Source organism: Moraxella sp. CTOTU46934 (assembly GCF_031979465.1).
Taxonomy (GTDB): Bacteria; Pseudomonadota; Gammaproteobacteria; order Pseudomonadales; family Moraxellaceae; genus Faucicola; species Faucicola tetraodonis.
Window position 1 is genome coordinate 45026 of sequence record NZ_DALZEG010000005.1, and the last position, 26424, is coordinate 71449.

Sequence of the window (26424 nt, forward strand, 5' to 3'; positions counted from 1 at the left end):
CGCCATCGCATAGATGGTTTAGAAAATCATTGCAGGCTGTTTCCCGTTTATTGACAAGTTCGCCATCGCATAGATGGTTTAGAAATTTTTACCATCAAGAATATCAATCCATTCCTGGTTCGCCATCGCATAGATGGTTTAGAAAATAAAAATCCCGTTAAAATGGTCATGCTAAGTGTTCGCCATCGCATAGATGGTTTAGAAATTCAATGTTTCAACCAATTCTTTATAAACTGGGTTCGCCATCGCATAGATGGTTTAGAAAAATATTGGTACAAAGAATGATATACCAACTTTGTTCGCCATCGCATAGATGGTTTAGAAATAATTCAAACTCAAGCTGTAGATGGTTATCTAGTTCGCCATCGCATAGATGGTTTAGAAACTTTTGGGGTAGTAGTAGCAAATTCAGACTTCGTTCGCCATCGCATAGATGGTTTAGAAAGTAATTGTGACGATTGGTTAAAGTAAGCAAGTGTTCGCCATCGCATAGATGGTTTAGAAAGTGTTCCGTGTTACAAATGGGGGTTTTTTCGTGTTCGCCATCGCATAGATGGTTTAGAAATTTTGGGATTAAATACAACACGGTTCACAACTGTTCGCCATCGCATAGATGGTTTAGAAACATCTGTCTAACGTGGGCTTGCTGATTTTTAAGTTCGCCATCGCATAGATGGTTTAGAAAAACGCTAATGCTAGTCCTTCTGGGTGGACTTTGTTCGCCATCGCATAGATGGTTTAGAAAAATACCATGATGAATTGTCTATGATTTTAGATGTTCGCCATCGCATAGATGGTTTAGAAATTCATTGACTGCAAAATCTTGCTTGCTAATTTGTTCGCCATCGCATAGATGGTTTAGAAAATTTTGGCTACTTTGATAGATAGCAGGGATAAGTTCGCCATCGCATAGATGGTTTAGAAATACGGCTGTCCGCTTTGTCTAGTTCCCCCAGTGTTCGCCATCGCATAGATGGTTTAGAAATTTTCAAAATCCTTTAAATAAACCGTGTCCGAGTTCGCCATCGCATAGATGGTTTAGAAACAACTGTTCAAGCGGCTGGTTGGTCTTTCGGTGTTCGCCATCGCATAGATGGTTTAGAAAGCACCCTACTCTCACAATGCCCGTGATATTATGTTCGCCATCGCATAGATGGTTTAGAAAATAAAACGACTGGTTAGCTCGATGGGTAACCGGTTCGCCATCGCATAGATGGTTTAGAAAACGCACGTGGGACTTGGAAGACCCAGACACCGGTTCGCCATCGCATAGATGGTTTAGAAATTGCCTTGGTAACGCTTGGCGACCAAGGTTTGGTTCGCCATCGCATAGATGGTTTAGAAAAACTGGTCATCACGGCTGGCGATTTTAATATTGTTCGCCATCGCATAGATGGTTTAGAAAATGCTGTCTTGATGGGTGCGTAGTAGCCCGTCGTTCGCCATCGCATAGATGGTTTAGAAACACGTCGACAGGGACGACACACACAATCTCGTGTTCGCCATCGCATAGATGGTTTAGAAACCGAAGGGTATTGTATTCTCCGCCCTCTCGACGTTCGCCATCGCATAGATGGTTTAGAAAAAAGGTATCGCGATATGCTGCAATCTCAGTTTGTTCGCCATCGCATAGATGGTTTAGAAAATAGTCGGCGCTGGCGGCGCATCACTGACTGTGTTCGCCATCGCATAGATGGTTTAGAAATTTGGACATTCTTATCAATCCCAGCCCGTTTTGTTCGCCATCGCATAGATGGTTTAGAAAAGCAGGAAGCTGATGAGAGACACCAAAGCCCAGTTCGCCATCGCATAGATGGTTTAGAAATGTGGAATTGAGACGAGTAATGTTTTGCCATTGTTCGCCATCGCATAGATGGTTTAGAAATTACAATGACGGCAAAAAAACACACTGCTTTAGTTCGCCATCGCATAGATGGTTTAGAAAGATTTCAGGCGGTTGCCGTTGGGTGTAGCGACGTTCGCCATCGCATAGATGGTTTAGAAAAAGATAAAAGGCAGCTACACCCAAGAATCTTTGTTCGCCATCGCATAGATGGTTTAGAAACAGAAAGTTGCCAACATTCAGATGGATAACCTGTTCGCCATCGCATAGATGGTTTAGAAAAATCAAAATCAGGGTCAACTATTTTCAATCGTGTTCGCCATCGCATAGATGGTTTAGAAAAGCCGCCATCATAAAGAGCGTTTGCGCCTTTTGTTCGCCATCGCATAGATGGTTTAGAAAATCGCTTCGGCAATACGAAAATCACCGGTCAGGTTCGCCATCGCATAGATGGTTTAGAAATGCAGGATTTCAATGAAGTCTGAATACTCAGGGTTCGCCATCGCATAGATGGTTTAGAAATTGGCCATCAAGTCTTTGCCTTGCAGCGTGTTGTTCGCCATCGCATAGATGGTTTAGAAAATCAAAACAGCACCAGCGATGCCCAACATTAGTTCGCCATCGCATAGATGGTTTAGAAAATGATGTACCAGTGCCACAGCCATGCGTAGCGGTTCGCCATCGCATAGATGGTTTAGAAAAAAAGGAGTCTAAACGCCTTGAGCCGCTAGGCGTTCGCCATCGCATAGATGGTTTAGAAAAACAACGCCAGTCATCGCGTGAGTTTTTTGCTGTTCGCCATCGCATAGATGGTTTAGAAAAACATACACAAGCATACAATAAAAAAGCCCAAGTTCGCCATCGCATAGATGGTTTAGAAATTCGTCATTCACGGCTTGAAATGCACCACTAAGTTCGCCATCGCATAGATGGTTTAGAAAACTACTGACCACTAAAGCGGTGCATTTTAAAAGTTCGCCATCGCATAGATGGTTTAGAAAATTGACTAGCAATAACTCTGCATTGCTAGCCGGTTCGCCATCGCATAGATGGTTTAGAAAAAGCTATGAGTGGGGCGAATAACCATAGCAGCGTTCGCCATCGCATAGATGGTTTAGAAATAAGCGAGCGTTCAGCCACTCGCTAGTACCTTGTTCGCCATCGCATAGATGGTTTAGAAACATATCTAAATTTTTGTGGTTATAAAGCCCAAGTTCGCCATCGCATAGATGGTTTAGAAAGTTTAGCATCATGCAGCGTATGGGCAATCAAGGTTCGCCATCGCATAGATGGTTTAGAAAAAGTTTGAAGCCCAGCGACATGAAGCAAAAAAGTTCGCCATCGCATAGATGGTTTAGAAATATCAAAATCGTGCGAATCACTTACAGTTTTTGTTCGCCATCGCATAGATGGTTTAGAAATACTTGCATGAGTGCCAATCCAATTTGATAAAGTTCGCCATCGCATAGATGGTTTAGAAAGTAACCACGACAGCAAGGGGCGACAATCCGCGGTTCGCCATCGCATAGATGGTTTAGAAATTAACCGTATAAATGCTAACAGAGCCTTGAACGTTCGCCATCGCATAGATGGTTTAGAAAAATGCCCCCTTGAGCCAACCGAAGAAGCAGGGGTTCGCCATCGCATAGATGGTTTAGAAAGCTATGACGTGGTTAACGGTCAAGTATTGGCAGTTCGCCATCGCATAGATGGTTTAGAAAATGGTTGACCATGAATCTCAAGCGACATTCAAGTTCGCCATCGCATAGATGGTTTAGAAAATTTTCTCGTCTCGCGTTACAAAATACCGCTTCGTTCGCCATCGCATAGATGGTTTAGAAAAATGGCGAAATTCAACCCAGATGATTGTAAATGTTCGCCATCGCATAGATGGTTTAGAAAAACCACACAGCACTCAGCAATCCAATCACTCAGTTCGCCATCGCATAGTTGGTTTAGAAATACAGTCAAATACAAAGACCGCCGTTAACAGAGTTCGCCATCGCATAGATGGTTTAGAAAAGTTATGACGATTACAGCATAGTAAAAAAGATGTTCGCCATCGCATAGATGGTTTAGAAATTATCGCCTGTCTGCGTCGTCTTGGTGTTTTTGTTCGCCATCGCATAGATGGTTTAGAAAAAGACAAAAAAACTGGTTTAGTAACCAAAATCGTTCGCCATCGCATAGATGGTTTAGAAAAGATACCCCGTTTGACCCAACTAGCATAATAGGTTCGCCATCGCATAGATGGTTTAGAAAAACTCCTGCACATTGGCAAAGTCAGCAAACAAGTTCGCCATCGCATAGATGGTTTAGAAAGCCACGTCGAACAGCAAAACGTTGACCTCAAGGTTCGCCATCGCATAGATGGTTTAGAAATGACTGGGATGAAATTCGCGCAGTATTACCGAGTTCGCCATCGCATAGATGGTTTAGAAATTCATCAAGCATCTTTTTAACCTGGCTTACTAGTTCGCCATCGCATAGATGGTTTAGAAATACTGGCGTGATTGACCATGGCGTCTTTTATGAGTTCGCCATCGCATAGATGGTTTAGAAAGCTTCTTGCCATCTTTAAGCATTGACCATGCAGTTCGCCATCGCATAGATGGTTTAGAAATCAACTCCATCAACTCCAACAACTCCAGACACGTTCGCCATCGCATAGATGGTTTAGAAACTTTGGTGATTACTGCGCTTGTTCCTACCAATGTTCGCCATCGCATAGATGGTTTAGAAAATGACCGTTTTAATTGTTTGTATCATCCTCTGGTTCGCCATCGCATAGATGGTTTAGAAACTAACGATGGGACGGGGGAATCCCATGAATAAGTTCGCCATCGCATAGATGGTTTAGAAAAACGATGCACCACATCATCGACAAGTAAATATGTTCGCCATCGCATAGATGGTTTAGAAACATGAGTTTGATTGATATTGTTCATGCACCCTACTAAATTTTTCTAGTATATATCTACTTTGCATTTTTTTCGTCAATATTTCTCATTTTTATACGAGATAGTCCTAATCTAAAGTTAAGGTAAGCAATTTAATATATTGAATTTTTGCTTATGTATTATTTTATTAGTATGTGGATTTAGAGTCGTACCGTGAAAACTCAAAACTTTATATAGTCCGTATAACAACTTTTGTATCTATTTTTCCAATCTCAAGACGGTTAACTAAACTAGTGTGTCAATGTCTTAAAGTTTCTAATAGCCATGTTTTTAATTTGGAGGGAATAACTTTGAAAGGATTTTTTTAGGACATGAAGGTTTTTTAAAATGAGTGATAAAAGCTAAAAGAAATAAATTCAGTTTCATCTCTTTTAAATTTGAGTGGGGGTGAAAACCTACTTGCTCAAAAATTAACCAAGGCACAAAATGGGCACACAAGATTTTTAAGCGATTTTTCTGCGCCCAAAAACACAAAAGTGGTCAAAATTTCAATTCTCGAAAAACCACGTAAACCCTTGATATCACTGCAATAAAAAAGCCCCAATCAATCGACTGGGGCTTCTGGAATTTGGTAGGCATAATCTGACTCGAACAGACGACCCCCACCATGTCAAGGTGGTGCTCTAACCAACTGAGCTATATGCCTAAAAGGGTCTAACAATCTACTTGCGTAAGTAGGAGTGCCATTTTACCAAAAAATTTTGCTTTTGCAAGTGGTTTTAATTTTTCGCTTCAATTTTTATTGCGCTATCTTCAGCTAAGTTTTCGTTAAGGTTACGTTGTTTTAATACACTCAGCCACTTGGATATACCTCAGTATCGACCTTATCCCGTGACCTGACAACTTTATCAAAAACTTAGGATGGCATTATGAAAAAATCATTAATCACCTCATGCTTATTGGCACTCACTATGTTATCAGCCAGCAGCGCATTTGCCGAAGCCAACTGCCAAGCGCACCCAAAAAACGAACAAATCCCGCAAGCCGATTTTCAAAAAGCGTTAGAAAAACATGGCTTTACTATCAAAAAATTCAAAACTGATGGCAACTGCTATGAAATGTATGGCAAAAGCAAAGGTGGCAAAAAAGTCGAAATGTACTTTGATACCAAAGACGGCAAAATCGTTAAATCAGAAATCGACTAATGATAGGATAAGCAAACCGTCCAACCAATGTAATTTGAGGTAGGTTTGCCAATGTTATGCCTTGACACGGCTAATTTAGCCGTGTTGATATTTTAGACAATGGAAAATAGCAATGTTACCACAACCACAATCTGCACAAACCGTCAAAGTCTGGGATATTTGGGTGCGCATCACTCATTGGGCAGTTGCTGCGGGTATTTTTGCCAATCTTATCGTCACTGAAGGTGGTAGTGATGTGCATGAGTATATGGGTTATGCCGTCATGGCGCTGGTAGTGTCTCGTTTGCTTTGGGGATTGGTGGGTAGCCAATACGCCAGATTTAGTAATTTTTTCCCTACCCCAAACCGCATTCGCGAGCATATGACCGACATCAAGCAGCATAAGTTTCACGGTCATCTGGGTCACAATCCGTTGGGTGCGCTGATGATGTTTGCGCTGTGGGGCGTCATTATCGCGCTGGGTATCACAGGCTATTTGCAAACCACCGACCAATTTTGGGGAGACGATAGCATCCAAGCGATTCACGAATTTTTAGCCAACAGTCTTTGGGGGCTAGTCCCTTTACATGTGGCAGCCGCGATTATAATGGGAAGACTACAACAGCAAAACTTGGTAAAATCGATGATAACGGGTGAAAAAAACTGTTTAATAAATACCTTTGCTAAAAACTAAGACAAAACCCACGGAAGACCCTCATGACCCGAATTTTACTGATTGAAGATGATGCCACCATTGCCGATGGTATTGTCAAAGGCTTGAGCCAACAAAACATGATGGTGGATTGGTTTGCTGATGCCAAACTCGGTGAAATAGCAATTCATGAAGGGGTGTTTGATGCTGTATTATTGGATTTGACCTTGCCGCGTGGTGATGGGATGACCATTTTAGCCAATTGGCGACAGCAAAAGATTGACACGCCTGTCTTGATTATTACGGCGCGCGATGCCATTGCCAACCGCGTGGCAGGTCTCAATGCTGGGGCAGACGATTATTTGGTCAAACCGTTTGCTTTAGATGAAGTGGTTGCCCGTTTGCAGGCTTTGATTCGCCGTAGCCAAGGGCGCAGTCAAACTGAAATCCGCTATGGCGATGTCAGCTACTTGCCACAGCAGCAGCAAGTTTTTTATCAAGGAAAATGGGTGGATTTGACTGCCAAAGAAATCACCGTTCTTGAGCAGTTTATCAGCTATCCCAATTTGGTGCATAGCCGCGCCAGCCTTGAGGATAAGCTATACGGTTGGCAGCAAGATATCGAAAGCAACGCGATTGAAGTACATATTCATAACCTGCGAAAAAAACTCGGCAATGATTTTATCCTTACTCGGCGTGGTATTGGCTATTATCTCAATCCTGCGTTGCAGCGCCCTGAATGATTCGCCCGATATCCCGCTTTAAGCGGTTACCATTATGACCCCTACCACCCAAAAACCTTATAGTATCCAAAGGCAGCTACTCAACTCCCTGCTCATCGGACTACCGATTATTTGGCTATCGATTACCCTCATATCGGTATGGCGGCTTTCGCACGAAATCAACGAAATCAATGACACCCAAATCACCCAATTAGCCCGCTATCTGATTGGTATCTCACAAGACGGTAAACTTCATCTCGCCAACCCTGCCAATGAGCCTAAAATTTTAAATCTTGAAAATGGCTTGTTATCAGGCGATTTAGGGGATGCCGAAGAAGACTATATGGGTTTTGCGATTTGGGATCAAAACGGTAAATTACTGATGGCTGATAAAGATGGTCAGCATTTTACTTTTTTGCCCAAACAACATGGGTTTTTGGAAAACACCAGTGCCTATCAAGAACTCAATCCCTTTAGTCACTCGTGGCGCCTGTTTTATGCGCATGACGACGCTACCAACCATCTCATCGCTATCGGGCAAAACCTTAATTCGCGTCAAGAGATTATCTATAAATCATTAACCATTCAACTCGTTCCCTCGCTGATTGGGGTGCTGCTATTGATTATGCTGACATGGCTGTCAGTGCGACGAGGGTTTGTTCCACTTAAACGGATTAGTGACTTGTTGAGCACTCGCAGCCCTGAAGATAAAACCCCATTATCGGTCGATACACCATTAGAAATTCAACCCTTGCTAAACGCGCTTAATGAGTTATTTGATAAAGTCGCGGATACCCTTGAGCGTGAAAAACGCTTTACCGCAGATGCCTCTCATGAATTACGCAGCCCGCTCACTGCCATCAAACTACAGACCGATGTACTACAACAAACCATTTTGCAAGCCAATTTAACCGATAGTCAAACCGATGCACTCCTGAGTCACTGCCGACAAATCAGTCATAGTAATGAGCGCGCCAATCGACTGGTGGAACAGTTGCTGATTTTGGCAAAACTGGCGCCACAGCAAGGGCTCGACCCGCAGACCTTTGCAGCGATTGATTGGATAGCCCTATCCAATGACATTCTCTCAGAAGTCAACCGCCGTGCCCGCGAAAAAAACAGCCAATTACGCCGTGATGTGTTAGTGGATGCCAAAGCTATCTTACCTTTGACAGGTAACGCCACTTTAATCGGCATTTTGCTGCGTAACCTATTGGACAATGCCATTCGCTATAGCCCTGACCATACCACGATTCGGTTAGTGTTAGATAGCGATGTGATTACAGTTATTGACAATGGCAACGGAGTTGCACCTATCGACCTTGCTCGGCTGTCAGAGCGGTTTTTTCGTCCCGCAGGTCAAGCTGAGATTGGTAGTGGCTTGGGTCTGTCGATTGTGCGCCGCATCGCTGAGCTGCATGGTTTGCAAATTACCATGCAGAACCTAGAACACAATGGTCAGATTTGCGGTTTTCAAGTCAGTCTCTTTAAGCGCTGACGTGCCAATTGCTGAAGTTTAACTGACCAACAACAGGCAGCGTTTAAAAAAGGTACATAGCGTATCCTTTTTGTCGGAGTAAACTAAAAAATTAGTACACGTTAGGCACATACATATCTTCAGCGATAGGCTCACGTTGGTAATTGTCGTGATGCTCGCGTTCTGGCAATACCACATTATCCCGTTGTATTTCTTGGTAGGGAATTTGTGAGAGCAGATGGTTGATGCAGTTTAGCCGCGCTTTTTTCTTATCATCACCCTCAACCACCCACCAACGGGCTTCTGGAATATGGGTGCGTTCAAACATCACTTCCTTGGCTTTGGTATAATCCTCCCAGCGGCGACGCGATTCTAAATCCATCGGTGAGAGTTTCCACTGTTTGAGCGGGTCATAAATACGGCTCATAAAGCGTGATTCTTGCTCGTCATCTGAAATAGAAAACCAATATTTGATTAAGCGAATCCCCGAGCGCACCAACATACGCTCAAATTCTGGCACTGACTCAAAAAACTCTTCGTATTGCGCGTCAGTACAAAATCCCATCACTCGCTCAACCCCTGCACGGTTGTACCAACTGCGGTCAAATAACACAATCTCGCCCGCCGCTGGCAGGTGCGCGACATAGCGCTGAAAATACCATTGGGTTTTTTCGCGGTCATTGGGGGCAGGCAGGGCGGCCACACGGCAGACACGCGGATTGAGCCGTTGGGTGATACGTTTGATAGCACCGCCTTTACCCGCTGAGTCGCGACCTTCAAAGATGACAACGATGCGCTCACCGGTTGCTACTACCCAATCTTGCAATTTAATGAGTTCTTTTTGCAGACGAATCAATTCATTAAAATAAATATGACGAGCGATTTTTTGGCTGTCGGTTAACGGCTGCCCCTCATACCGTAAATCTTGGATATAGTCGTCCATTTCCGACTCAATCTCTTCATCATAGCTGTCAATCAAGTCTTCATGCATTTGTTGTCGCAGTCTATCATTGTTTTTGAGGGTTTCATCATTTAAAAACTGTGATTGGGGCAGGTCATCAAGCATATCGGTAATATGATTGCTGATAGTGAGGTTGCTATTAGCAGTGGGCTGATTATTTGGCATAGTGAGACTCTCTAATGAGCATTAAAAATGCTGATAATATGACAAAATTATGAAGATATGATGATAGAGGATGTTAAAAAAATAGGCTTATCGGAAAAAAACAACGTTCTGACATAAGTTTGTTGTTTTTGGTTTTATTTCAATTTAATTGTCGTTAAAATTGTACCAATGCTTACTTATTTTTAAGATAATTAAATAATTGTTACATTAGGATAACTCTATGCAATATGCTAAGCCCAAAGTCTATTGGCTGATGCTGATAGGTGTAATATTTTCAATATTAAATACCAGCACTTCTTATGCTGCTCCGATTTGTCCTAGCGGTGATAAAATGTATTATGTCGGGGCAAATGCTCCCTCTGGGTCTACCAGTTTAGCATTGTCATGGACGGCTGGCAGTACCAGTAGAACTTTTAACTTCACTGATGGTACAGGTACGACCATGACCGTCAGTTTTCCATTATTAGTTGACCTAAATTCGAATTATGGCGGAAATCCTCCCTTTTATGGCAGTATTACTAATGCAACGCAAAATGCCCTAAATTTAGTGCATAATTCACCCGCTATTAAAGATAATCATACAATGACTATTTCAGTGAATCGTGCCGTTACTAAATTAAGCTTTGTCGTTCAAGATTTGGATTCTGCTGCCAATAATAGCGGTCAAGTCGCTTATCAGGAGCAAGTCGATGTTTCTAGCACTAGCGGACAGTTAACTTATAATACTTATTACCATACAATTAATGCGAGTAATAATATTGTCACGGCTATCAGAAGTCGAAACTGTGACCTTAATGGTTGTAATATCGATGCGACTTGGGGGGCTAAGTCTGCAAACAGTATCTTCAGTATCACACATAGTAATCGATATACACAACTTAATTCACCTCATGCAGTGGGTTACTCAGACTTTTATTTCTGCGTTACCCCGCCCAAGCTGACAACTAGAAAAGTTCTAACAGGCAACCGTGTCGAAACAAATGACCAATTTACCATTGCCACTACCACAGGTACAACGCCTGTTAGTAGCTTTACCACCACAGGCACGGGTAGCAGCTTAAGCAGCAACAGTGTAACCGCCCCAGGGCTTTCCACTACCGCGACCTACACAATCGCTGAAACCATCGCTAATACGGACGGTAAAGGAAATCTAGCCAATTATAGCACCAGTTATGCCTGTACCAATGCTAACTCATCTTCGGCGACCACCATGCCGAGTGGTTCAACCACTAGCTTTAATCTACCGACTTTGACCTATGGAGACGATATTACCTGTACCATTACCAATACGCCCAGTGCTTATATTTTCTCTGGCATCATATTTAACGATAACGGTGGCTTAACTTTAACAGAACGTCAACTCACTGGTATCAATACTCAATACTTTAATGGTGTGTATGATCCAACCGCAGGTGAAACAGGAATTTATCAAACAGGGCTAAAAGTACAACTAGCAAAGAACTGTAATACCACAACTCCTATAGCTATTAAAACGGTTGATGTGAATACAAATGGTACTTATAGCATTACCGCGACCCAAACTGAAATGGCAGGTGCAACCAATGTCTGTCTGATTGAACAAGAACCAGGTGGTAACTTAACATCATACCCTGTGGATACCACCAGCAACCAGCTCAATGTAAACTATGTTGCCACGACCCATAACTATCCCAATCTCAACTTTGGTGAAGTATCACAAAATAATGCGGGATTGGTATTAGTCAAAGAGCAAGCTACCAATGATTGTAATATCACCAATACCGCTATGTTAGGCTTGACTTATAACGCTGTCACTCAGTCAGGTATCGATGCGCGTAAGTGCGTGGCGTACAGAATCACCGCTTATAACCGTACTAATTTGACCAACCCATTAACCAATGTGCGAATCACAGACGCACTGCCCAAAAAAGGGGTAAACACCTCAACAGTCACATCAACCCTCGTTGCGCCAACAGATACCACGTCTACTAACTTTAATATTAATTTTAACAGTGGGGTGGCAGGTGCAGTCACTGCCTTTGGGCAAAATGGTACAGTAGTTAGTAATGTTAAATCATTGGCTGCAGGGGCTAATATGTCACTGTATTTTAATACCAAGTATGATAGTAGTTTGCCTTAAGCTTAATTTATGATTAAAAGAGACCACCCAAGCGTGGTCTTTTTTAGCGCAAATATTTTTTACTGAGCGTTAGGATGGAGGTATAGTCCACTATTTAACTCTCTACTCCCTTTAGTCAAAACTTGTATTTCCCATCCCTAATCGTCATAACCTCAGTTTTTATACGCTTAACAAATTTATCAATAGGATGGATTAGATTAATGGTTACGTTAGCCGATAAATGGTTAAATTTCTAATAAAAATGCTGATTTATAGCCTAAATTATAATTTTATAAAATTAAATAGAATTATTAGGGTAAATAAATTAACAAATATAAAATAAATCAACGACTTTTTTTTCGGTCTTAACAATGGGTGTTTTTCTTAACTACCTCTCATCTAATGCTAACTCACCCTATCCTTGTTGACGATAGAATCAATACAAACCTTAGCGATATAACTTTTTTAAACCTTCAAATAAGTAAACTATTGACAGAATTTTACAGATTATCGACTTTTTAGGACGTTTGACGAATTTCAATTATTTGTCGCATTGTTCACTGAGATATAATAGAAAAAAGTTAACAAACTGAGATATAATAGAAAAAAGTTAACAAACTGAGATACTTACATGATACACAAATCACACAATTTAAAAATTGCCAAAACTTTAGCCCTATCCACTGTATTGGGCATAAGTTTGGCAAATGGTGCTAATGCCGCAGAGGCATTATCGGTCAATTTACAAGCCAAACAAATCGTCACAGAAAATGGCAAGCAAGTACTAAAAACAGTCAATCGCGCCAACAGTGGTGATATCATCCAATATCAAGCGATTTACCGTAATAACATCCAAAAACCTATGACGGATCTGGCTTTGACCCTTCCTGTGCCAGCGAATATGGTCTATGTCAGCTCAAGCTCCCCTGCGCCTACACAAGCCAGTCTAGATGGCAAAAAATTTGAGAATTTGCCAATCATGCGTAAGGTCAATGGCAAAATGGTTGAAGTGCCCGTATCACAGTATCGTGCGCTACGCTGGATTGTTAAAACCTTACCTGCTCAGCAGAGTACCACTGTTAGTTTGAATGCAAAAGTGCAATAACTGGGTAATTTTTTATTTTTAATGTTTTGCTGTTACCTATAACGTCTTATTTTAATAGGGCGTTTTCCCAAGTCTTATTTTTTTCCTATTTTCGGAGTTATGAATGAAAAAATTCAATTTTAACCCTAATGTACTGACAGCTGGTGTGGCTTTAGCCCTGGGTTTCGGTATTGCAACAGGTGTATCAGCAAGTACATCATCGGGTTCGGCTTCCCCATCTGGTGGCGTTCAAATCGAGAATAAAGCAACAGCATCTTATAGTGTTGACGGCGTAGCACAGCCTACGGTCACTTCAAATGCTGTTGTTGTTAACGTGAATGAAATTGGTAGTTTCACCTTAGTCGCAACGCAAGGTACAAGTACGACAGATGACAAAAATGAAGGAATTTTAGCATTGCCTGGAAGCAATGTTACCTTTACTAATACCTTAAAAAATACAGGTAATGTCAACGATACTTATACCATTGACCTAAAAGATGTTAATTCTAATATTATTGGTGCTAAAAAAGATGGTACGTTTGGCAATCTAACAGGACCTATTACAGTAGTTATTAAAGATACGAATGGGAATCAAGTAGGTACTGCTACCACAATTAATTCTGGTCAAACTATCACGCTTTTAGCAGGTTATACCGCTGAATTAAGCTACGCTTTGAAAGTGCAAACTACCAGCACCACACCACTAGCGGGTGATTCAATTCTTGCAACGTTAAGTGCTACCAGTTCTTATCTTACAAAAGTTGATTCAACCAAAGCCAATCTTATCAATGAAAATCAGGCGATTGTATCAACCCCTATCTTTAGTATCGTAAAATCGGCAGCTAGTACGATTGATTTGAATACTACAACCTCTTATCAATATACGATTAAAGTCACCAATACTGACAAACTTACTTATAGCGCTGATGCTACCAATATTTTAATCCAAGACGTGATTCCAACAGGTCTGCAACTAGATACGACTCAAGCGATTACAGTGACAGGTGCAGCCAACAATGGTAGCACTTCAGGCTCTACTGCTTCTAAGCTTGTGGTAAGCGGCGTTAATCTCAACCGTGGTCAAACTGCGACCATTACCTTTACTGTTAAAGTAACTGACAAAGCAGCCTTAGCCACTGCTGGCTCAGTGGTTAATAATGCAGAGGTATATGACAATTACGACACATCTACCCCAGATACAGCAAATCCACAAATTCGTGATAGTACAGACTCTAGTGTTCCTAACACCAGTACTAAGACAACCACCACAGATGATGGTACGGATCCAGCTCAACCAGGTGGCGACCAAAACTCTACCGTTGTGTTTACTAACCGTAATGTAACCATTTCAGCTGGCACGCCTAGCTCTGGTGTTACTGCAGCCGATGGTAGTTTTGAAATTGCACCAACATCAACCCAAACTATTAAGCATACGATTACCAATACTGGTAACCAAGCTGAAGGCTCTACGACTAATCCATTACAGATTGCCATCACTGATGCAACTACTGGCAATAATGTACAACCTACTGGACCTGTAACTGTTACTATTTTTGATAAGAATGGCTCCCAAGTAGCCACCAAAACTTATACTCAGCTTACCAATCCTATTAATGTTAGCGATGTATTAGCGACTGGTATTCCAGTTGGTGGTACAGCAACGATAAGTTATACAGAAGCTAGTAGTAACAACACGACATCTGATGGTGTAGTTGTTACCAAAACTGAAAAAACCACGCTTACGTTAACCCCAAGTGGTACTGGTGCACCAGCTGCTGTAACTGCGACAGATACTTTTAGTGTTAAATCTATGACTTTAGTTAAAACCCAAGTCATTGATTCTAACTGTGATGGTAATCCTGATGCAGGCGCAAGTTACTCAAACGCAGCCATTAGCAATGTTTTACCTGGTCAATGTATTATTTATCGTATTGAAGCATTAAATGGATTTACCACAAAAGACCTTACTGGTGTACAAATTACGGATACTGCTGATAAATGGTCTAAAGCAGCGAACTATGTTGCGGGTACTGCGCGCGATTCTGCAAATGGCTTAGTAACAACGCCAACTCAAGATGCTTCGGGCACAGATACTGGTTCAGTAGTTTCTTCGTTGATGTCTATACCGAAAACAACTGATACAGCCAATCCAAGTTCAGTGTTTTTACGTTTTATAGTTAAAATTAAAACTTCAAAATAATCAGTGCAATACTAATTATTGTGATATGAGGTGGAAGTCTAGCAAGGTGGCGATTTCTCTAGACTTCCCCTCAATTAAAGTTAGTTGATTATTTATTTGTATAAGTGAGAAACGCTGATATGACACTTTTTTGTCATCATATGCCGAAGCTAGCTAGTATTGACCAGTTACCTAGTGCAAGAAAAACTTGTCTAAGTAAACCTACCTTACTAATGACAAGTTTGTTACTTATTCAAGTAAATTTAGCACATGCTGCGATTGGTCACGGTGTTATCGAAATCAATAATACTGCCAATGCTACTTATAGAGTATATGATAACGCTGATATTAATAACGTAATCGAATCAAATACCACCATCGTTCAATCTTTTACTCTGCCTCGTTACGATATCAAGCTTACCCAACCCCTTAAAATCACGATCAAACCAGGGAATAAAGTGCAATGGCAAAACACCCTAGAAAACACAGGGACTTTTGATGCCAATGTTGCGGTCAGCTTTAACACGCCCAACACACTTTCGAACCTCCAAGTGTATGTTGATGCCAACAACAATGGCATTATTGATAGCAATGAAACCGAGCTACAGCCTACTATTAGTATTCAAGCAGGTGAGCAAATTCATCTGATTGTCAAAGCCTTGTCCAGCACCGAGCTTAAAGATGGCGACACAGTCGATGTGCCCATCACTGCCGTAGTCCAAGAAGATAACACAGTAAAAGCTAGCGCAACTGATAGCTTAGTAGCTATCGTGCCAAGCATTGTATATAAAGACCCAACTTACCAAAACAACCTGAGTCAAACCTCTGCTGGACAGCCTGTCTATATTGAAGTCGGTCTTGCCTACTGTAATGCCAATCCAACACAGGTTGACAATGTATGGCTCAATGTTACTTCTAGCAAAACAGGCGATACCATTCGTCTAAAAGCCATTGAAACAGGGGTGAATACAGGTAAATACCGTATCTCAGCCACTACTGAGCTCAATGCCAATGCCATTGCCGATGCCGTCATTCAGACATTGGATGGTGATACGTTAACCGCCCAAGCCGATAAGTGCGAAAGTGCCGATGGTAGTACTACTGGGGTGATTTCAGACAAAATCTTAACATTAATCAATGTTAATAACGACCAGACTGCGTTAAGCATTAGCAAGGAAGCGAATGTCAAATCTGCCGAAATTGGTGATTTTGTTGATTACACCATCAAAGTCACAAATATAAGTAAAACCGATGCGGCAGACGTGGTAGTCAAAGACGATTTACCCTTAGGTTTTACCTATGTCAAAAACTCGGTCAGAGTAGATGGTCAAAAATACACGCAAGATTTTGCCCAGTCTGGCAAGTACATGACATTGGGTTTAAACAGCCTAAAAGCCAATGAAACCAAAAAAGTCACCTATCGCGTTGCTTTGGGCTCTAATGCTGCCTCAGGCACAGGCACCAACATCGCATTTGCAGAAGGTAAAAACTCATTAACTGGCAGTATCGTTCAATCGCCCTTAGGTGAAGCACATATTGATGTAACAGCAGGCGTATTAAACACCGATGGCATTATCATTGGTAAAGTATATGCTGACCTTAACCGAGATGGCATTCAGCAAAAAGCGCAAAATGAACTGGGTGTTGCAGGTGTTCGTCTTTATCTAGAAGATGGCACCTTTGTTGTCACAGATAGCGAAGGTAAATACAGCGTGTATGGCATGAAAGCCAAAACCCACGTTATCAAACTTGACCGTACCACGCTACCGCGCGGTGTTGAACTTATCGAACAAAGCAATCGCAATGCAGGCGATCCAGGGAGCCGTTTTGTTGACTTAAAATTTGGTGAATTGCATCGTGCAGATTTTGCGATAACCGATGGGATCGACAGCAATGATAACCAAGGTCATGCTGCATTAATTAGCGATTTGCAAAAACGCGCCAAACAAATTGCGATTAAGAACGATGCGTTAGAGCAAGCCATCAAAACAGACTTGGCTTTAGAGCCTACTTACACGGTTGATAACAACACCAATATTGAAGCCTCTGGCTGTAAAAACCCCAATATCGCTGATGGTCAGATCAACTGTGAATCCGTGATTGCTGACAAGATAGCGCCCGTCAAAAAAACGGGGCAGCTAGAAGTGCATACCCTTGCGCCTGTCAAAGCCCCTGAGATTGAAAAAGCCTTATCGACAGCCGATGACAAGCGCATCGAAGGCGTGACAGCCGATGCAGATTTCTTAAATTTGACCAATAACCAACGTGTCGATAGTACAAAAATCCGCGTTCAAATTAAAGCGCCGAAAGGCGCAAGCACGCAATTATTGGTTAATAACCAGCCAGTTGATAGTAGCTTGATGGGTAAAGAAGTCGCTTGGGATAAAGAAGGTATCTCAGGGTTTGATTATTTTGCCGTACCGTTACAACGTGGCAATAATACCCTTTCGATTCGCGCAACAGATAGCACAGGCAAAGTCGTTTCTAGCAAATCTATCAACCTATATGCACCCAACCAAATTGCAGATATTACTACCGTTAATCAATCAAACACCGTAGAAGCGGATGGCATTAGTGAATATCAAGTGGTAATTCGCCTAAATGACACCGATCACGGTCAGTATGCTGCGCCTGCCACGGTATCACTTGATACTGATATTGGTACTATTGTCAGTCATCAGCCAGATCACAGTAAAGACCAAGCTGGCATTCAAATGATGGCTGAAGGCGGTGAACTGCTCGTGAGCGTCCGTGCTCCCACCAATCCAGGCAAAGGCAACTTGGTGGTCAAAGCCGGTAACTTACAAAAAATTATCCCTATCCAATTCGTGCCACAACTACGCCCGATGATCGCAGCAGGTATTGTTGAAGGGGCGATTTCCTTTAACAACCTTGGCTCAAAAATTGAATCCGTCAGCAACAATGACGGTTTTGAAGAAGAATTACGCAGTCTATCAGGCAATGATAGCGATAACACCAGTACGCATGGTCGTGCGGCATTTTTCTTAAAAGGCAAAGTGCGCGGCAATATGCTATTGACCATGGCGTATGATTCGGATAAAGACAAAAAAGATCGTCTATTTCGTGATATTGACCCCGATCAGTACTATCCTGTGTATGGTGATGCCTCTGCCAAAGGTTTTGATGCCCAGTCTAGCGAAAAATTCTACGTACGTTTAGACAAAGGTCGTTCATTCGTGATGTATGGCGATATCAAAACCCATATCGACAACGAAGAAGGCTTATCATTGGGTCAATATGACCGTACCCTAACAGGTGCAAAAGCACACTACGAATCCGATAAAGCCAAAGTCACTGCCTTTGCGGCACAAACAAGCTCAAGCCAACACGTCACAGAAACTCGTGGTTTGGGTATCTCAGGTCCCTATCCGACTGGCGTTAAAGATTTTGCGGACATCCTACTCAACAGTGAAACGGTTGAAGTGCTGGTTCGTGACCGCAACAATCCAGGTACCATTATCTCTCGTCAAGCGCTCAACCGTTATAGTGACTACGATTTTGATAGTGTTAGCCGTGCCATTTATCTACGCGCACCGATTGCTAGCACGGATATTGATGGCAACCCTATTTATTTGCGCGTGACCGTTGAAGCGGATGATGTTGGTGAAGACTACACCATTGTTGGTACCGCTGGTAACTATCAGCTCACCAAACGAGTGAATATTGGCGCAAGTTATGCCCAAAGTGATGACCCCACCAATAACGAGAAACTCTCAGGGGTGAATAGCGTTGTTAAATTTAACGATAAATTAAAACTTATCGCCGAGGTTGCCCATTATGATTCGGATAAAATCAATGACTCACTTGCATCAGCCATTAATGTTCAAAGCTTAAATTCACAGACATCCGGGGATGCGGCGCGCGTTGAATTGACTTATAAAGACAAAGCGCGTGATGCCAAATTGTATTATAACCAAGCCGATGAAGGCTTTACGCCTGCAACGTCACCCATTACTGCTGGGCGTACTGAGACTGGCTTGACGGTCAATAGCCGTATTAATGATAAAACCTTGCTAAAAGCTGAAGCCATTCAAACCAAAGACCACACCAATGACAGCCAACGTCAAGGTGCGACGGTCAGTATTGAGCGTAAACTTACCGATATCTTAACGGGTGAATTGGGCGTACGTTACTACGAAAAAGATGCCAAAGCGGCTTCCACCAATTATCAAGAAGTGGTCAATACCGATGACCTTAATCAGTCATTGACTTCAAGCGTGACTAACAATGACAGCAATTATCAAGGTACGACACTTCGTGGTAAATTGACTGCGGATTTACCAAGATTGAATAAATCAAAAGTGTTTGTCGAATACGAGCAGGATATTGATGATGCTAGCCGTAATGCGTGGAGTATTGGTGGTGAAACGAGCCTATGGAATAAAGGTCGCCTATATGCGCGTCACGAATTGGCTTCAACCTTAACCGGTGATTATGGTCTAGATAGTACAGATGAACACCAATCAACCATCATCGGGGTAGATGCCAACTACATGAAAGACGGTCAAGTCTTTAGTGAATACCGTGTCAAAGACGGCATATCATCACGCGAATCCGAAGCGGCGATTGGCTTACGCAATAAATGGAAAGTGCAAGATGGCGTCTACGTCAATACATCATTTGAACACCTTGAATCTATGCAAGGTGAGAGCGACAACACAGCAACAGCAGCAACGGTAGGTATTGACTACTTAGCCAGTGACAAATATAAAGTGAGTGGGCGTGTTGAAAAACGTTGGGGCGTACAAACTGACACTTTGCTGACTAGTTTTGGTTATGCCAACAAAATCAATGATGACGTTACCTTGCTAGCCAAAAATATCTATTCGCTGCAACAAGATAATGAGCAAAATAAAGATCGCACCATTGATCGGTTCCAGTTGGGTGTGGCTTATCGTGACTACGATAACAACATCAGCGACCATCTAGCAAAAATTGAATACCGCTATGACAATAACGGTCTAGACGCTGATAGCCCTTACAAAAAAGAAACCTATATTGCTTCTTTACATAGCAATTATCATCCTGTACGCCGCTTGACTTTATCGGGTCATTACGCGGGTAAATACAATGAATTGACGATGGATGGCATCACCAGTGATAGTACCTCTCAAGTATTATCCGCTCGCGCCATGTATGACATCAACGAACGTTGGGATGCGGGTATCCAAGCGGGTACCATGTGGAGCGATAATGACTCACGTAATTATTTAATCGGCGCCGAGGTGGGTTATACACCCATGGCAAATCTGTGGGTTTCTGCAGGTTACAACTTCAAAGGCTATCATGACGATGATATCGCCAGTGGCAGCGACAACCAACAAGGCGCGTATGTCCGATTACGTTATAAATTTGACGAAGATTTATTTAACAAAAAACGCCCTACCGTCAATAGCCGTATGATGGCAGATGATGAGGTTGCTAAAAAATGAAATTAAACCCAATTCAGGCTCGTGTCTCGGCTGCGTCTTTATTCGCCCATCCATCGTTATCAATTTGCTCTTTCGCTATCATGATAGGTTTCATGGTAAATCCTGGTCATGCTGAACTTGCCAGCCAAGCCGTGCCTACTCAATATAAACCAGGGGCTTACTGTTCAACTGATACAAAAGCCGTTGCACCTGTTATAGCTAAAGGCACCCAAAATAAAGCCTTTGCCGCAGATGTTTTTTGTATTCGTGAGCAGCTACAGCCCTATCAAGCTGAGCACCAGCCAATCAATACTCGCTTTCAAGCGTATAAAGCCGATGCATGGCTAAGTTATGTGGCACATGAAAGAAATGAAGCCAGCCTCACCAAAGCAAGTCGTTATGCGCTGGCTGAAGCGTTAAGTATTGTTGAGGCGTTAAAAACCAACCAAGTTGACAAACTGCCTTTGACAGCAGACATTCCGCCTACATCAGGTTTACAGCGTCCCGATCTTTGGGCAAGTCTGTTGACCATTAAACAAACGCCTGCGTTTACCCCGCTCGTCAAAACAGTAGCCGATAGTGAAGTCAAACTTATTTGGGCAGAAGCAGAATTTTGTGAGTTTGGTTGGCGCCATTCTCGCGAGCACTATAATACTGTTGACCGCTGGGTAGCTACGGCTGAATTAACCGCCTTAAATACATCGGGTGTGGATAAACAAAGCTTTAATGCGTTAAAAGCCCAGTATTTGGCGCGCTTAAAGCTGCTTGCTGCGACTAAAAATAGTAGAGAAAGTTGCCGTGGCGCTGTGTTACCTTATATCGAGCCACACAAAGTTGCCATAGCTGAGCCCAACCCGCAACCTCTACCACCACTTGTTGTATCCCCTCATTGAACTCAACATTGCGTCCAAACCTGCCATTGTAGGATAAAGTGCCCAACACAAAGCGGACAACGTATCATCGTTGTCCGCTTTACATTTGGCCTAGCGTTGGTTTTTGTATTTTTAGGGCTAGTTCACTTATTGATTATGGATTGCTGCATCTACCAGTATCAATGAGTGTTTGACTGGTGACTAGCCCGCGCTTGATTTATGCTTTATTAATCTATTTATTTTGTTTAATAAATACATTATAACAGCGGGTAACACAAACAGAATCAATAACCATTGATCACCTTTGCGACGCCTGGCCGCGATGGCTTGAACGCCTTTATCATAATCAGCAATGCTATAAAGCGCTTGTTCGGCCACCCTCATCTCATAGACGATAAACCCATACGGGTAGTCCTCAGCATAGTGAATGCTGGCCGTATGTCCTGCCAACGGGTAGGCTTTTGGGCAACTTGAATGATAACCGTCGGTTTCCAAACAGCGAAAGCGCTTGCCATTTAACACCAAAAACTCATCACGGCTGCTGCCCGATTTGCTCTGGGCAAATACCAATTCGGTCGGTTGTTTGGGCAGTGTAGCGGTGATGGTTTGCCAGTCTTTTTGTTCAAGTGGCGTGTCAGTGATGGAGAAAAAATGGGCAATAGCGATGGCCATCAAGGCAATAACGGCATGGCTGGTGAAAAACACCCTTAAGCTTGGCAGGTCTTTGGGCGATTTTGCAGCATAGCCAACCACCATAGAAAATGTGATTACGGCAATGATACCCACGGCCAATAAGTAATTGGGCGCAACATAAAAAGCGATGATGACGGCTGCGACATTATAAAGCCTGGCAATCGTGACCAGTATTGGGTATAAGTTATTGGACATATCACTAACTAAATTTGGGTTTGCTTTATCCTTCCACAATAGGCCGTCCGGCTCAAGTTAAATTTTTTGTAAACTTTCACTTCAACCGCTTATTCCACAAATCTAACGATTGAGCGGCGACAAAATGTTATAATCGACTTATTAACAGATACCTATGACAATTTGAATCAGGACAAGCCCTCTCAGTGAGTATTAGCATGAGCATTAGCACCAGTAACGCACCTACCAGTCACAAACCCCACGACCCAGCCAATTTTCAACTTACGCCCCCTGCCAGCTTTCCGTTCAAAGCCATACAAGCGACCAACAAAGTCCGTTTAGCTGACCTGTTAAAGCAGCGGATTTTGTTCCTTGACGGGGCGATGGGGACAGAAATCCAAAACTATAAACTCATCGAGGCAGACTACCGTGGTGAGCGATTTGCAGGCTTTGGACGTGATGTCAAAGGCAACAATGACTTATTGGTACTGACCCAGCCGCATATTATCCGTGATATTCACCGCTCGTATCTTGAGGCAGGCGCAGATATCATTGAAACCAACACTTTTAATGGCACGCAAATTTCGATGGCAGATTACGGCATGGAAAATCTCGTCTATGAGATTAACAAATCCGCCGCTGCCCTTGCTCGTCAAGTGTGTGATGAGGTCACTGCGACAAACCCAGACAAACCTCGGTTTGTCGCAGGCGTGATTGGTCCTACCTCTCGCACTTGCTCGATTTCACCCGATGTCAATGACCCCGCCTTTCGTAACGTCACCTTTGATGAACTGGTTGATAACTACACCGAGGCGACTTATGCTTTGATTGAAGGCGGTGCCGATATCATCTTGATAGAAACCGTGTTTGATACCCTAAACGCCAAAGCAGCGATTTTTGCGGTGGCGGGCGTGTTTGAGACCATTGGATTTGAATTGCCGATTATGATTTCGGGCACCATTACCGATGCGTCGGGACGTACGCTGTCGGGGCAAACTGCCGAAGCATTTTATAACTCCATCCGCCACGCCAAGCCGATTTCAATTGGGTTTAACTGTGCGCTGGGGGCAGATGCGTTAAAGCCGCATATCAAAACCTTGTCGGACGTGTGCGAAACTTTTGTGTCCGCTCACCCCAATGCAGGCTTGCCCAACGAGTTTGGCGAATATGACGAAACCCCTGAACAAACTGCCAGCATGGTTGCCGACTATGCCAAGTCTGGCTTGGTCAATATCGTGGGCGGCTGCTGTGGTACCACGCCCAAACATATCGCCAAAATTGTCGAGATGACGTCACCCTTTGCCCCACGCCAGCTGCCAGACTACAAGCCAGCTTGCCGATTGTCGGGACTCGAAGCGTTCAACATCACCCGTGATAGCCTGTTTGTCAATGTCGGTGAACGTACCAATGTCACAGGTTCAAAGAAATTTTTGCGTCTCATCAAAAACGAAGAATACACCGAAGCGTTGGACGTGGCTCGTGACCAAGTTGAAGGCGGCGCCCAAGTCGTTGATATCAACATGGATGAAGCCATGCTAGATAGTAAGGCGGCGATGATTCACTTTGTCAATTTGGTCGCCAGTGAGCCAGATATCAGCCGTGTACCGCTGATGATTGATTCGTCAAAATGGGACATCATCGAAGCGGGTCTTAAATGCACGCAAGGCAAATCTGTGGTCAATTCGATCTCGTTAAAAGAAGGCAAGACAGAGTTTGTGGAAAAAGCCAAGCTATGTCAGCGTTATGGGGCGGCGATTATCGTCATGGCGTTCGATGAAGACGGACAGGCGGACAGTTTTGAGCGTAAAATCGAAATCTGCAAACGCTCATACGATATTTTGGTTGATGAAATCGGTTTTCCGAGTGAAGATATCATCTTTGACCCCAATATTTTTGCCGTCGCCACGGGGATTGAAGAGCATAACAATTACGGCTTAGACTTTATCAATGCCACCCGATGGATTACCGATAATTTGCCCAACGCCATGGTATCAGGTGGTGTGTCGAATGTGTCGTTCTCATTTCGTGGCAATCCCATTCGTGAAGCCATTCACGCCGTGTTCTTGTACCACGCTATCAAAAACGGCATGACCATGGGGATTGTCAACCCCGCCATGCTAGAGCTGTATGACGATATCGAGCCAGACGCTAGAAATGCTATTGAAGACGTGATTTTGAACCGCAACCAAGGCGAGTCAGGTCAAGACGCCACCGACCATTTGATGCAAGTGGCAGAAAACTATTTGAGCGGTAAGAAAAAAGACAGCACCGTCGATTTGTCATGGCGTGAATTGCCCGTCGAAAAACGCATTGAACATGCGTTAGTTAAAGGGGTAACCACTTATATCAATGAAGACACTGAAGAAGCACGGCTAAAATTCTCGCGTCCCTTAGACGTCATCGAAGGACCTTTGATGGACGGTATGAACGTGGTCGGTGACTTGTTTGGGGCAGGCAAAATGTTCCTACCGCAAGTGGTAAAATCCGCCCGTGTGATGAAGCAAGCGGTGGCATGGCTTAATCCGTATATCGAAAAAGAAAAAGTTGCAGGCGAAACCAAAGGCAAAGTACTCATGGCAACGGTGAAAGGCGATGTGCATGACATCGGCAAAAACATCGTCGGCGTGGTGCTCGGCTGTAATGGCTATGACATCATCGACTTAGGCGTGATGGTGCCTTGTGAAAAAATCCTACAAGTCGCCAAAGATGAAAACGTCGATATCATCGGCTTGTCAGGCTTGATTACCCCAAGCCTTGATGAAATGGTATATGTCGCCAAACAAATGCAGGAACAAGGCTTTAATCTGCCCCTACTGATTGGCGGTGCGACGACTTCAAAAGCCCATACCGCGGTAAAAATAGAGCCCAACTATCAAAACGATGCGGTCGTCTATGTTGCCGATGCCAGCCGCGCAGTGGGCGTAGCGACGACTTTACTATCCAAAGAAAAACGCGTCGATTTTATTAGTGAGCTGCGTCAAGAGTATGGCGAAGTCCGTGAACGTCTTGCCAATCGCCAACCCAAAGCGGCGAAGCTATCGTATGCCGAATCGATTGAACACGGTTTCCAATACGACTGGGCGAACTACACGCCGCCTAAGCCCAACCAATTGGGACAAGTCATTCTGGACGATTATCCGTTACAAAATTTATTGCCTTATATCGACTGGACGCCTTTCTTTATCTCTTGGGGATTGGTCGGCAAATATCCCAAAATATTTGATGATAGCATCGTCGGGGAAGAAGCCAAAGACTTATTTTCCAATGCCCAAGCCATGATTGACAAATTAATCAAGGAAAAATTGGTCACAGCCAAAGCGGTGTTTAAACTAAGCCCTGCCCAACGCCCAAGCTCAGACACGGTGCAGGTACTCGATGAGCAAGGCAATGTCACGCATACCTTTGAGCATTTACGCCAGCAGTCTGATAAAGCCAGTGGTAAACCTAATTACAGCCTAGCGGATTTTATCAGTCCTGAAAAAACCGATTATCTCGGTGGTTTTACCGTGTCATTGTTTGGCGCAGAAGCACTTGCCAATGACTATAAAGCCAAAAGCGATGATTATAGTGCCATTATGGTACAGGCGCTTTGCGACCGCTTTGCTGAGGCATTTGCTGAGCATTTGCATGAGTTGATTCGTAAACAGTATTGGGGCTATCAAGCGAATGAAAGCCTAACCAATGATGAACTGATTAAAGAAAAATATGTCGGTATTCGCCCTGCCCCGGGTTATCCTGCCTGCCCTGACCACACCGAAAAAGGCAAGCTGTTTGACTGGCTTGATACCACCAACGCCATTGGGACGTATTTGACGGAAAGCTATGCGATGTACCCTGCCTCTAGCGTGAGTGGGTTTTATTATAGCCACCCAGAGAGTGATTATTTTAATGTCGGTAAAATCAGTCAAGACCAGCTTGAAGATTATGCTAGACGTAAGGGTTGGGATAAAGCTACCGCAGAAAAGTGGCTAAATCCGAATTTATAATG

At 43.2% G+C, this 26424-nt stretch carries 12 protein-coding genes, 1 tRNA gene and 1 CRISPR repeat array (1 of these 14 running past the window's edge); of the genes, 10 read left to right on the forward strand and 3 right to left on the reverse strand.

The genetic code is table 11. The annotated features are described in order from the left end of the window. Positions 1-4766: direct repeats of the CRISPR family, unit length 28 nt; unit sequence GTTCGCCATCGCATAGATGGTTTAGAAA (it extends 483 nt beyond the left edge of the window). A gap of 606 nt (positions 4767-5372) precedes the next feature. After that, positions 5373-5449, reverse strand: a tRNA-Val gene (locus tag RTN07_RS05810). Between the two features lie 223 nt (positions 5450-5672). Between RTN07_RS05810 and RTN07_RS05815 the strand changes: the two genes are divergently transcribed. From RTN07_RS05815 to RTN07_RS05830, 4 genes are all read left to right on the forward strand, one after another. Further along, complete coding sequence (locus tag RTN07_RS05815) at positions 5673-5948, forward strand: PepSY domain-containing protein (RefSeq protein ID WP_312176516.1); 276 nt, start codon at positions 5673-5675, stop codon at positions 5946-5948. Between the two features lie 112 nt (positions 5949-6060). Next, positions 6061-6621 carry a cytochrome b/b6 domain-containing protein gene (locus tag RTN07_RS05820; protein ID WP_312176518.1) on the forward strand — a complete coding sequence of 187 codons (561 nt, stop codon included), beginning with the start codon at positions 6061-6063 and terminating at the stop codon, positions 6619-6621. Positions 6622-6644: 23 nt separating this feature from the next. Next, positions 6645-7322: a response regulator gene (locus RTN07_RS05825; protein ID WP_312176519.1), complete on the forward strand. Its 678-nt coding sequence runs from the start codon at positions 6645-6647 to the stop codon at positions 7320-7322. Positions 7323-7356: 34 nt separating this feature from the next. Continuing rightward, positions 7357-8799, forward strand: coding sequence for an ATP-binding protein (locus RTN07_RS05830; RefSeq protein ID WP_312176520.1), 1443 nt, complete (start codon positions 7357-7359; stop codon positions 8797-8799). Positions 8800-8890: 91 nt separating this feature from the next. On the opposite strand, the gene ppk2 is transcribed toward RTN07_RS05830, so the two are convergent. Beyond that, positions 8891-9904: a polyphosphate kinase 2 gene (ppk2, locus tag RTN07_RS05835; RefSeq protein WP_312176521.1), complete on the reverse strand. Its 1014-nt coding sequence runs from the start codon at positions 9902-9904 to the stop codon at positions 8891-8893. Positions 9905-10124: 220 nt separating this feature from the next. Here ppk2 and RTN07_RS05840 point away from each other — a divergent pair, with 220 nt between their 5' ends. From RTN07_RS05840 to RTN07_RS05860, 5 genes are all read left to right on the forward strand, one after another. Next, positions 10125-12023, forward strand: coding sequence for an autotransporter outer membrane beta-barrel domain-containing protein (locus RTN07_RS05840; protein ID WP_312176522.1), 1899 nt, complete (start codon positions 10125-10127; stop codon positions 12021-12023). Between the two features lie 610 nt (positions 12024-12633). Continuing rightward, complete coding sequence (locus RTN07_RS05845; protein WP_312176524.1) at positions 12634-13107, forward strand: hypothetical protein; 474 nt, start codon at positions 12634-12636, stop codon at positions 13105-13107. Between the two features lie 103 nt (positions 13108-13210). Further along, positions 13211-15286 (forward strand): beta strand repeat-containing protein, encoded by a 2076-nt coding sequence (locus tag RTN07_RS05850; RefSeq protein WP_312176527.1) that lies wholly within the window; start codon positions 13211-13213, stop codon positions 15284-15286. 212 nt (positions 15287-15498) lie between these two features. Beyond that, positions 15499-20718 (forward strand): hypothetical protein, encoded by a 5220-nt coding sequence (locus tag RTN07_RS05855; RefSeq protein WP_312176528.1) that lies wholly within the window; start codon positions 15499-15501, stop codon positions 20716-20718. 92 nt (positions 20719-20810) lie between these two features. Beyond that, the gene (locus RTN07_RS05860; protein ID WP_312176530.1) at positions 20811-21590 is read left to right on the forward strand and encodes a hypothetical protein; all 780 of its coding nucleotides are present in this window, start codon (positions 20811-20813) and stop codon (positions 21588-21590) included. Between the two features lie 180 nt (positions 21591-21770). On the opposite strand, the gene RTN07_RS05865 is transcribed toward RTN07_RS05860, so the two are convergent. Beyond that, positions 21771-22457, reverse strand: coding sequence for a hypothetical protein (locus RTN07_RS05865; RefSeq protein WP_076776415.1), 687 nt, complete (start codon positions 22455-22457; stop codon positions 21771-21773). A gap of 197 nt (positions 22458-22654) precedes the next feature. On the opposite strand from RTN07_RS05865, the gene metH reads away from it, so the two are divergent. Further along, entirely contained in the window at positions 22655-26422 is a 3768-nt protein-coding gene (metH, locus tag RTN07_RS05870; RefSeq protein ID WP_312176532.1) for a methionine synthase, read from the forward strand. Positions 26423-26424 lie beyond the last annotated feature (2 nt).

Excerpts from the sequence above, each read along its gene's own strand:
- RTN07_RS05855 (WP_312176528.1), top strand. The coding sequence starts at position 15,499 with ATGACAAGTTTGTTACTTATTCAAGTAAATTTAGCACATGCTGCGATT.
- RTN07_RS05860 (WP_312176530.1), top strand. The coding sequence starts at position 20,811 with ATGGTAAATCCTGGTCATGCTGAACTTGCCAGCCAAGCCGTGCCTACT.
- RTN07_RS05830 (WP_312176520.1), top strand. The coding sequence starts at position 7,357 with ATGACCCCTACCACCCAAAAACCTTATAGTATCCAAAGGCAGCTACTC.
- RTN07_RS05815 (WP_312176516.1), top strand. The coding sequence starts at position 5,673 with ATGAAAAAATCATTAATCACCTCATGCTTATTGGCACTCACTATGTTA.
- RTN07_RS05845 (WP_312176524.1), top strand. The coding sequence starts at position 12,634 with ATGATACACAAATCACACAATTTAAAAATTGCCAAAACTTTAGCCCTA.
- ppk2 (WP_312176521.1), bottom strand. The coding sequence starts at position 9,904 with ATGCCAAATAATCAGCCCACTGCTAATAGCAACCTCACTATCAGCAAT.
- RTN07_RS05820 (WP_312176518.1), top strand. The coding sequence starts at position 6,061 with ATGTTACCACAACCACAATCTGCACAAACCGTCAAAGTCTGGGATATT.
- RTN07_RS05865 (WP_076776415.1), bottom strand. The coding sequence starts at position 22,457 with ATGTCCAATAACTTATACCCAATACTGGTCACGATTGCCAGGCTTTAT.
- RTN07_RS05840 (WP_312176522.1), top strand. The coding sequence starts at position 10,125 with ATGCAATATGCTAAGCCCAAAGTCTATTGGCTGATGCTGATAGGTGTA.
- RTN07_RS05850 (WP_312176527.1), top strand. The coding sequence starts at position 13,211 with ATGAAAAAATTCAATTTTAACCCTAATGTACTGACAGCTGGTGTGGCT.
- RTN07_RS05825 (WP_312176519.1), top strand. The coding sequence starts at position 6,645 with ATGACCCGAATTTTACTGATTGAAGATGATGCCACCATTGCCGATGGT.
- metH (WP_312176532.1), top strand. The coding sequence starts at position 22,655 with ATGAGCATTAGCACCAGTAACGCACCTACCAGTCACAAACCCCACGAC.